Source organism: Mycobacteriales bacterium (assembly GCA_030697205.1).
Classification (GTDB): Bacteria; Actinomycetota; Actinomycetes; order Mycobacteriales; family SCTD01; genus JAUYQP01.
Genome location: JAUYQP010000020.1, coordinates 1 through 8,938 on the forward strand (window position 1 = coordinate 1; position 8,938 = coordinate 8,938).

General features: G+C 71.3%; 10 protein-coding genes. 7 read left to right on the forward strand and 3 right to left on the reverse strand.

Translation table 11 applies throughout. From position 1 onward, the window contains the following. Positions 1-136 precede the first annotated feature (136 nt). From Q8R60_06890 to Q8R60_06900, 3 genes are read right to left on the reverse strand one after another with little or no spacing between them, the layout of a single operon-like run. Positions 137-505 (reverse strand): hypothetical protein, encoded by a 369-nt coding sequence (locus Q8R60_06890; GenBank protein MDP3712193.1) that lies wholly within the window; start codon positions 503-505, stop codon positions 137-139. A gap of 41 nt (positions 506-546) precedes the next feature. Beyond that, positions 547-1,614, reverse strand: a complete 1,068-nt coding sequence (locus Q8R60_06895) for a diacylglycerol kinase (GenBank protein ID MDP3712194.1) — start codon at positions 1,612-1,614, stop codon at positions 547-549. Positions 1,615-1,639: 25 nt separating this feature from the next. After that, positions 1,640-2,428, reverse strand: a complete 789-nt coding sequence (locus tag Q8R60_06900) for an SDR family oxidoreductase (protein ID MDP3712195.1) — start codon at positions 2,426-2,428, stop codon at positions 1,640-1,642. A 183-nt stretch (positions 2,429-2,611) separates the two neighbouring features. On the opposite strand from Q8R60_06900, the gene Q8R60_06905 reads away from it, so the two are divergent. From Q8R60_06905 to Q8R60_06935, 7 genes are read left to right on the forward strand one after another with little or no spacing between them, the layout of a single operon-like run. Then, the gene (locus tag Q8R60_06905; GenBank protein ID MDP3712196.1) at positions 2,612-3,778 is read left to right on the forward strand and encodes a flavin-dependent monooxygenase; all 1,167 of its coding nucleotides are present in this window, start codon (positions 2,612-2,614) and stop codon (positions 3,776-3,778) included. Further along, positions 3,778-4,704, forward strand: coding sequence for a VOC family protein (locus Q8R60_06910; protein MDP3712197.1), 927 nt, complete (start codon positions 3,778-3,780; stop codon positions 4,702-4,704). The genes Q8R60_06905 and Q8R60_06910 overlap by 1 nt, the downstream gene beginning before the upstream one ends. Positions 4,705-4,748: 44 nt before the next feature. Then, positions 4,749-5,198 carry a flavin reductase family protein gene (locus Q8R60_06915; GenBank protein ID MDP3712198.1) on the forward strand — a complete coding sequence of 150 codons (450 nt, stop codon included), beginning with the start codon at positions 4,749-4,751 and terminating at the stop codon, positions 5,196-5,198. A 38-nt stretch (positions 5,199-5,236) separates the two neighbouring features. Continuing rightward, positions 5,237-5,983: a 2-keto-4-pentenoate hydratase gene (locus tag Q8R60_06920; GenBank protein MDP3712199.1), complete on the forward strand. Its 747-nt coding sequence runs from the start codon at positions 5,237-5,239 to the stop codon at positions 5,981-5,983. Positions 5,984-5,991: 8 nt separating this feature from the next. Then, on the forward strand, positions 5,992-6,885 hold the full coding sequence (locus tag Q8R60_06925) for an acetaldehyde dehydrogenase (acetylating) (protein ID MDP3712200.1): 894 nt from the start codon (positions 5,992-5,994) through the stop codon (positions 6,883-6,885). 8 nt (positions 6,886-6,893) lie between these two features. Then, complete coding sequence (gene dmpG, locus Q8R60_06930) at positions 6,894-7,937, forward strand: 4-hydroxy-2-oxovalerate aldolase (GenBank protein ID MDP3712201.1); 1,044 nt, start codon at positions 6,894-6,896, stop codon at positions 7,935-7,937. Next, positions 7,934-8,782, forward strand: a complete 849-nt coding sequence (locus Q8R60_06935; GenBank protein ID MDP3712202.1) for an alpha/beta fold hydrolase — start codon at positions 7,934-7,936, stop codon at positions 8,780-8,782. The genes dmpG and Q8R60_06935 overlap by 4 nt, the downstream gene beginning before the upstream one ends. Positions 8,783-8,938: the final 156 nt, after the last annotated feature.

Consider the following 8,938-nt stretch of genomic DNA (forward strand, 5'->3'; position numbering starts at 1 on the left):
CGATGCGCCGCAGTCTTGGACTTCGCGACCTTCTCCAGCGACTCTCGCTGGCCCTGCGACATCACCAACGAATCGGCAGCTGCGGTCATCTACGAACACTATCGCAGAACTAGTTACTCAAATGCGCGACACACCACTAGCGGGTCCAGACCTCCACGGCGACGCCGGGCTCCTCGCCCGGCTCGAGCGGGCGCTTCCACGCCTCGAGGTGGTCGACGCGGTCGTCGAGCGGGCGCTGCTCACCGGCCCACAGGACGGTGCCGAAGACGCCCTCGAGCCCGTCGAGGACCGGCCCGACGAGGTGCTGCAGGTCCTCGGCATCGGTGACCCGCGACGTCGGCGCGAGCCGGAACTCCAGCCGCACCGAGAAGCGGCCGTCGACGACCTCCACCTCGGAGTCGACGACGGCCTCGCGCACGGCCTCCGTCCACGGGGCGGCCTGCGGCGAGCCGGTCGTCGCCGGGCGGCCGGTCACGTCCAGGGTCACCAGGTGGGTCCAGTCCATGGCGCGCATCGTGCCAGCCCGGGCGCCTCGGTGGTGCCGCGTCAGGTGACGACGAGGCCCTTGCCGGTGATGAGCGGGAGGTCCAGCGCGGTGACGAGACCGGGTGCGGCCTCGACGACGGCGGGCACGGCGTTGACCAGGCGCATCGCGGTGGCCTTGAGTCCGGCGGTGTTGTGGTCGCCGTCGGTGCCCATCAGCTGCAGGTCGAGGGTGTAGTTCGGCTCGCCGGTGACGACGACGCGGTAGCAGCCGTGGCCCGCGGGCTGGGGCCATTGCTTGCCCAGGTCGTCGTGCAGCCGGGTCACGTGCTCGAGCACGACGACGGTCTTGCCGTCCTTCATGCCGCGCAGCTCGAAGTGCAGGGCGCCGACGGTGCCCTGCTCGATGGTGCCGCTGTCGACCTCGAAGGTGGTGTGGGCCGGCTCGCGCTCGTACCACTCGACGACCTCGTCGAGCACGACGTCGAGACCGGCGGCGATCTGGTGGACGACCGAGCCCCACGCCATGGACAGCACGCCGGGCTGCAGCAGCATCGGGATGTCGTCCATGGGCCGGCCGAAGCCCATGACGTCGAACAGGATCATCCCCTGGTCGTAGGTGTTGTAGTTGAGGATCTCGACGCAGCGGACCTCCTCGATGCGCTCGCTGATCGCGGTGAGCGCGAGCGGCATCCAGTCGTTGGCGAAGCCCGGGTCGATGCCGTTGACGAACAGCGACGCGCCGCCGTCGGCGGCCGCCTTGCGGACGCCCTCGGCGAGTCCCTCGCCCACGCCGCTGGGGTACTGCAGGAACACCGGGCCGCTCGCGACGACGTTGACGCCCGCGCGCAGCAGGGTCTCGAGGTCACCGAGCGCCTCGAAGATGCGGTGGTCGGCCATCGCGGTGTTGACGACGCAGTCTGGCGCGAGGGCGAGCACCTCCTCGACGCTCGTCGTCGCGGCGACACCGAGGGACCGCCCGAGGCCCGCGAGCTCACCGGCGTCCTTGCCGGCCTTGTCGGGGTTGGACACCCACACGCCGACCAGCTCGAGGTCGGGTCGGGCGTCGATCCCGGCGATGGCGTGGCGGCCGACGTTGCCCGTGCTCCAAGCGACGACGCGGTAGGTCATGACGTGCTCCTTCTCGGGGTGGGGCTCAGAGGTCCGGGATGCCCATGTCGAGACTGGCGCCCTCGAGCCCGCCGTCGACCTCGATGACCTTGCCGGTGACGTAGCCGCCGGCGGGTGAGGCGAGGAAGAGCACGGTGGCGGCGATCTCGTCGGGATCGCCGATGCGCCGCAGCGGGGTGTTCTGCTCCATCGCGGTCCGCAGCCCGTCGTCGTTGACGACCATCTCCAGCGCGCTCGTCGCGATCGAGCCGACCGCGATGGCGTTGACGCGCACCTTCGGGGACAGGTCGCGGGCGGTGAGCCGGGTCCAGTGGGCGAGGGCGGCCTTGGCGGTGCCGTAGGCGACGAAGCCGCGACCGGCCACGCGGCCCATCACGCTCGAGATGTTGACGACCGACCCGCCCCCGTCGGCCAGCAGGTGGGGGAGCGCGGCGCGGGTGAGGACGTGGGCGGTGGTGACGTTGAAGTGGAACGCCTCCTCGAGGAAGCGCGCGTTGGTGCGGTCGAAGGCCTTGGGCATCGAGCCGCCGACGTTGTTGACGACCACGTCGAGCCGCCCGAAGGCCTCGACCGTCGCGGGGACCAGCGCAGCGACGGAGTCGAGGTCGGCGAGGTCAGCAGGTACGACGAGTGCCCGCCGTCCGAGGGCCTCGACCTGCTCCGCGACGACCTGCAGCTGGTCCACGGTGCGCGCCGACAGCACGACGTCGGCGCCCGCCTCCGCCAGTGCCAGCGCGCTCGCCGCGCCGATGCCGCGTCCGGCGCCGGTGACCACCGCGACCTTCCCGTCGAGCCGGAAGCGCTCCAGGACCACGTCGTACCCCTCTCGTGCCCGCCCTGGCGATCAGGGTGCAACACGTTCTACCGTCGGACGCAGCGGGCCGACAGCACCGCCCCGGCCGTGTCCTGCTCAGCGGGACACGGGTGCGCAGGGTCCCGGGGCCGGGCCTACCGTCAGCGCATCGGCTCCCTCACGTCGCTCGAAGGGCACGCGCCAATGACCAACAAGGTCCTCTCCGCGGTCACTGACCTGCTCCCCGGCTTCCGGGAGCGCGCCAGCCAGACCGAGCGCGACCGCAAGGTCCCCGTCGAGTCGATCGCCGAGCTGCAGGAGGCCGGCGTCTTCCGGATGCTCCAGCCCAAGGCGTTCGGCGGCTTCGAGGCCGACCCGGTCGACTTCTACGAGGTCGTCAAGACGATCGCGGGCGCCTGCGGGTCGACCGGCTGGGTGTCGTCGATCGTGGGCGTCCACCCGTGGCAGCTCGGCCTGTTCCCGGTCGAGGCCCAGCAGGAGGTCTGGGGCGAGGACAGCTCGACCCTCGCGTCCTCGTCGTACGCCCCGACCGGCAAGCTCACCCCGGTCGACGGCGGCTACGAGTGCACCGGTCGCTGGTCGTTCTCCTCCGGCAGCGACCACTGCGCGTGGGTGCTGCTCGGCGCGCTGGTCATGGGTCCCGAGGGCAAGCCGGTCGACTTCCTCACCATCCTCGTCCCGCGCAGCGACTACGTGATCGACGACGTGTGGGACGTCGTCGGCCTGCGCGGCACCGGCAGCAACGACATCATCATCGACAAGATGTTCGTGCCGGCGCACCGCACGCTGTCGTTCAACGACGTCGGCGCGCTGCGCTGCCCGGGCCAGAAGGTCAACACCGCGCCGCTCTACCGGCTGCCCTTCGGCACGGTCTTCTCCAACACCATCACCGCGCCGATCATCGGCATCGCCGAGGGCGCCTACGAGGCCCACATCGACCGCATGCAGGAGCGGGTCCGCATCTCCTACGGCGGCCAGAAGGTCTCCGGCGACGGCTTCGCGCACGTGCGTGTCGCCCGGGCGGCCTCGGAGATCGACGCGGCCTGGCTCCAGCTCGAGCGCAACATCCGCGAGGAGATGCGCTACGCCGACGCGGGTGAGGACATCCCGATGGAGCTGCGGCTGCGCGCCCGGCGCGACCAGGTGCGCGGGACCGAGCGCTCGGTCGAGGCGATCGCCCTGCTGTTCAAGAACTCCGGCGGGCACTCCCTCAAGAGCGGCAACCCGATCGAGCGGGCCTGGCGCGACGCCAACGCCGGCTCCGTCCACGCCGCCAACGACACCGAGCGCTGGCTCGCGATGTACGGCAAGGGGGCCTTCGGCCTGCCGATCGAGGACGCGATGGTCTGATGGGCGCCTCCCTCAACGCGGTCGGCCTGTCCGGGGTCCACTCCTTGGGCTACCTCGTCGTCGAGACCACCGACCTCGACCGCTGGCGCGAGCTGGCAGTGGACGTGCTCGGCATGGTCGTGGGCAAGGGCCCCGACCCGGCCGCGCTCTACCTGCGCATCGACGACCGGCCCTACCGCGTCGTCGTGCACCCCGGGACGACCGACCGGCTCGTCACCGTCGGGTGGGAGGTCCGTGACCGCGAGACCTGGCGGGCCGTCGTCCGTCAGCTCGAGGACTCCGGTGCCCCGGTGAAGGTCGCGAGTGGCGCGGAGGCCGACGAGCGGCGGGTGCAGGAGCTGGTCTTCACCGAGGACCCGAGCGGCACCTCGCTGGAGGTCTTCCACGGCGCCTCGCTCGTGCACGACAAGCTCTCGACCACCTACGGCGCGCGCTTCCTCACCGGCGGGCAGGGCCTCGGCCACGTCGTCCTGCCCACGACGAACGCCGAGGACGCCTACGACTTCTACACCCAGGTGCTGGGCTTCCGGTCGCGCGGTGCCTTCCGGCTGCCGCCGGGCATGCCGGGCGCCGCCCCCGACGCCCGGCTCTTCCTGCGCTTCCTGTCCTGCAACGAGCGCCACCACGCCCTCGCCCTGGCCCCGTGGCCGCAGGACAACGGGATCATCCACTTCATGGTCGAGGTGGAGGAGCTCGACGACGTCGGCCGAGCGCTGGACCGCCTGCAGAAGCGGAAGTTCCCGCTGTCGTCGACGCTCGGGCGCCACACCAACGACCAGATGGTGTCGTTCTACGTCGCGACCCCGAGCGGCTTCGACATCGAGCTGGGCTGCTTCGGCCTGCGGGTGTCGGAGACCGACTACGTCGCCGAGGACATCACCAAGGACAGCGTGTGGGGCCACCGCTGGGGCGGTGGTGCATCGTGACCGTCGTGGAGCACAGCATCGACCCTGCGGTCGAACCTGCCGAGATGCGCCGGGTCATGGGTCACTTCGCCTCGGGCGTGACGATCGTGACCGGGCTCGACGACGGCGAGCCGGTGGGCTTCGCCTGCCAGTCCTTCACCTCGGTGTCGCTCGACCCGCCGCTGGTGCTCTTCTGCCCGGCCCACACCTCCTCGACCTGGCCCCGCATCCGCGCCGCCGGCGCCTTCAGCGTCAACGTGCTCGCCGAGGACCAGACCGAGCTGTGCCTGCGCTTCGCGACCAGCGGCGGTGACAAGTTCGCCGGGCTCGACTGGCACGAGACGCCCTGGGGCCCGTCGCTCGACGGTGTCCTCGCGACGGTGCACTGCACGGTCGAGGCGGTCCATCCCGCCGGCGACCACGACGTCGTCATCGGCAGGGTGCGCGAGCTCGTCACCCACCGCGAGGTCGGGCCGCTGCTGTTCTTCAAGGGCTCCTTCGGGCTCGAGTCGTGACTCTCTCCGACACCGAGCGCCACGAGGCCGCGGAGGCGCTGCGGGTCGCCGAGGCCACCCAGGTCGCGATCCCGCCGCTGGCCCAGACCTGGGCCGCGATCGACGTGGTCGACGCCTACGAGATCCAGCTCATCGGCATCCGCCGCCGGCTGGCCGCCGGCGCGACCGTCCACGGCCACAAGGTGGGCCTGGCGTCGAAGGCCATGCAGGAGATGATGGGCGTCGACGAGCCCGACTACGGCCACCTGCTGTCCGACATGGTCTACACCGAGGACGCCCCGATCCCCACCGGCCGCTTCCTGCTGCCGCGGGTCGAGGTCGAGGTCGGCTTCGTGCTCGGCGACGACCTGCCGGGGGAGGGCTGCACCGTCGAGGACGTGCTGCGGTGCACGGACTTCGTCGCCCCGGCCATCGAGCTCATCGACAGCCGCATCGCCGATTGGAAGATCGGGCTCACCGACACCATCGCCGACAACGCCTCGTCGTGCGGCGTCGTCCTGGGGGAGCAGCGCGTCAAGCCCGACGAGCTCGACCTCACCGCCATCGACGCCGTGCTGTCGATCAACGGCGCCGAGGTCGCCACCGGCCGCTCCGACGCGGTGCTCGGCGACCCGACCATCGCCGTCGCCTGGCTGGCCCGCAAGGTCGCGTCGTTCGGCGTCCGGCTCGAGGCCGGCCACGTCGTGCTGCCCGGCTCCTGCACCCGCGCCTACGACGTCGGCCCAGGCGACGACGTCCTCGCCACGTTCAGCGGACTCGGGTCCGTCCACCTCACGTTCTCCTAGGGAGTCCCATGGCGAAGCTCACCGCAGCCATCGTCGGGTCCGGCAACATCGGCACCGACCTGCTCTACAAGCTGCAGCGCTCCGAGCTCGTCGAGCCGCGCTGGATGATCGGCGTCGACCCCGACTCCGAGGGCCTGCGTCGCGCGAAGGACCTCGGGCTCGAGGCGTCGGCCGAGGGCGTCGACTGGCTGCTCGCGCAGGACGAGAAGCCCGACCTGCTCTTCGAGGCCACCAGCGCCTACGTCTACCGCGCCAACGCCCCGCGCTACCGCGAGGCCGGCATCAAGGCGATCGACCTCACGCCCGCGGCGCTCGGCCCCTACGTCGTGCCGGCCGCCAACATGATGGACAACCTTGACGCCGACGACCTCAACCTCGTCACCTGCGGCGGCCAGGCCACCATCCCGATGGTGCACGCCATCTCGTCCGTGGTCCCGGTGAGGTACGCCGAGATCGTCGCGTCGGTGTCGTCGAAGAGCGCGGGTCCCGGCACCCGCGACAACATCGACGAGTTCACCCGCACGACGTCGCGCGGCATCGAGGTCGTCGGTGGCGCCGAGCGCGGCAAGGCGATCATCATCCTCAACCCGGCCGACCCGCCGCCACTCATGCGCAACACGGTCTTCTGCTCCATCCCCGAGGACGCCGACCGCGACCTGGTCGCCAAGGCCATCGAGGACCGGGTCAAGGACGTGCAGGCCTACGTCCCCGGCTACCGCGCCCGCGAGCCGCAGTTCGACGACCCGTCCGACGTCAACGGCGGCATGGCCCGCGTCGCGGTCTTCCTCGAGGTCGAGGGAGCCGGCGACTTCTTCCCGCCCTACGCCGGCAACCTCGACATCATGACCGCCGCCGCGGCTCGCGTCGGCGACGTCCTCGCCGCGGCGAAGCTGGGGGTCTGACGATGGTGATGCCCGAGACGGTCCTGCGGACCTACAGCGACACCCTCGACCTGCGGGTCACCGACTCCTCCTTGCGCGACGGCTCGCACGCCAAGCGGCACCAGTTCACCCTCGAGCACGTCGTCGACATCGTGGCGGCGCTCGACGACGCGGGCGTGCCCGTCATCGAGGTCACCCACGGCGACGGCCTCGGGGGCTCGTCGTTCAACTACGGCTTCAGCCACACCCCCGAGCTCGACCTGATCCGCGCGGCGGTGAAGACCGCGAAGCAGGCCAAGATCGCCTTCCTCATGCTGCCGGGCCTCGGCACCAAGGACGACATCCGCGCGGCCCAGGACGCGGGCGGTCAGATCTGCCGGATTGCCACGCACTGCACCGAGGCCGACGTGTCGCGCCAGCACTTCGGGCTTGCCCGCGAGCTGGGCCTGGAGACCGTGGGCTTCCTGATGATGAGCCACTCGACGACGCCCGAGGAGCTCGCGCGACAGGCCCGCATCATGGCCGACGCCGGCTGCCAGTGCGTCTACGTCGTCGACTCCGCGGGCGCGCTCATCATGGAGCAGACCTACGACCGGGTGGCGGCGCTCGTCGCCGAGCTGGGCGACGACGCGCAGGTCGGCTTCCACGGCCACGAGAACCTCGGGATGGGCATCGCCAACTCCGTCTACGCCGCCCGCGCCGGCGCGCAGCAGATCGACGGCTCGACCCGCCGCTTCGGAGCCGGTGCGGGCAACACGCCCGTGGAGGGGTTCGTCGCGGTCTGCGCGAAGCTCGGCGTGACGACAGGCATCGACGTACGCAAGATCATCGATGCCGCGGAGGACGTCGTGCGCCCTGTCATGGACGGGGAGTGCCTGCTCGACCGGCTGTCGCTGACCATGGGCTACGCCGGGGTCTACTCCTCCTTCCTCAAGCACGCCGACCGGCTCGCGACGAGGTACGACGTCAGCGGTGCGGAGCTGCTCATCCGGGCGGGAGCGCGCAAGCTCGTCGGCGGCCAGGAGGACCAGCTCATCGACATCGCGCTCGAGATCGTGGCCGAGCGCTCGTGAGCGAGCCCACTGCCGAGGGCACCCGCAAGGTCGTCCAGGTCGCCGGTCACGACGTCGCCTTCCACGACGTCGGCGACGGGCCGCCGGTGGTGTTCCTGCACGGTTCCGGCCCTGGGGTCACCGGGTGGGGCAACTTCGGCGCCAACCTGCCGGAGCTGTCCGGAATCCGCGCGATCGTCGTCGACCAGGTCGGCTTCGGTGGGTCAGGCCGACCCGAGGTCTACGACCGGAGCTACCTCGACATCAGCAAGGACGCCGTCGTCGGGCTGCTCGATGCGCTCGGACTCGAGCAGGTCGGCCTGGTCGGCAACTCGATGGGCGGCGACGTCGCGACGCGGCTCACTCTCGACCACCCGTCGCGGGTCAGCACACTGCTGCTCAACGGGCCCGGTGGCACTGGTGTGCCGATCCTCGGGCCGTCGCCGTCCGAGGGCATCACCCGCTTGATGGAGTTCAACGCTGACCCGACGCGCGAGCGGATCGTCGCGTGGCTGAAGACGATGCTGTTCGACCAGCGACGCCTCACCGACGAGCTGATCGAGGCGCGCTTCGCTGCCGCGACCGCGCCGGGTGCGGTGAAGAACCTGCAGGACGCCTACGCCACCTTCTACGACCCGCGGCTGTCCGGCGACGTGCCGCTGTGGGCAGAGGTGCACCGCATCAAGCAGCCGGTGCTGCTGTGCTGGGGCCGCGACGACCGGGTCGCTCCCGTCGAGGGCGCGTTGCTGCCAGCCCGCCGGATGCCGAAGTGCGACCTGCGCATCTACAGCCGCTGCGGCCACTGGGTGCAGGTCGAGCGCAAGGCCGACTTCGAGCGCGCCGTCCTGGAGCACTTCCGCGACTGACCCGCAGCCACTGCGCCCCAGCGCTCTCCGCCGCCTTCCTCCGGCCGATTGGGTGGCTTTACGCCGCGTGTGCCGGGCCGGCACCCCGCGGGAAGCCACCCCATACCGGGGGGGGGGGGGGGGGGGGGGGGGGGGGGGGGGGGGGGGGGCGGGGGG

Coding starts and splice junctions, on each gene's coding strand:
- Q8R60_06910 (MDP3712197.1), top strand. CDS start 3,778: ATGGGCGCCTCCCTCAACGCGGTCGGCCTGTCCGGGGTCCACTCCTTG.
- Q8R60_06890 (MDP3712193.1), bottom strand. CDS start 505: ATGGACTGGACCCACCTGGTGACCCTGGACGTGACCGGCCGCCCGGCG.
- dmpG (MDP3712201.1), top strand. CDS start 6,894: ATGCCCGAGACGGTCCTGCGGACCTACAGCGACACCCTCGACCTGCGG.
- Q8R60_06925 (MDP3712200.1), top strand. CDS start 5,992: ATGGCGAAGCTCACCGCAGCCATCGTCGGGTCCGGCAACATCGGCACC.
- Q8R60_06915 (MDP3712198.1), top strand. CDS start 4,749: ATGCGCCGGGTCATGGGTCACTTCGCCTCGGGCGTGACGATCGTGACC.
- Q8R60_06895 (MDP3712194.1), bottom strand. CDS start 1,614: ATGACCTACCGCGTCGTCGCTTGGAGCACGGGCAACGTCGGCCGCCAC.
- Q8R60_06905 (MDP3712196.1), top strand. CDS start 2,612: ATGACCAACAAGGTCCTCTCCGCGGTCACTGACCTGCTCCCCGGCTTC.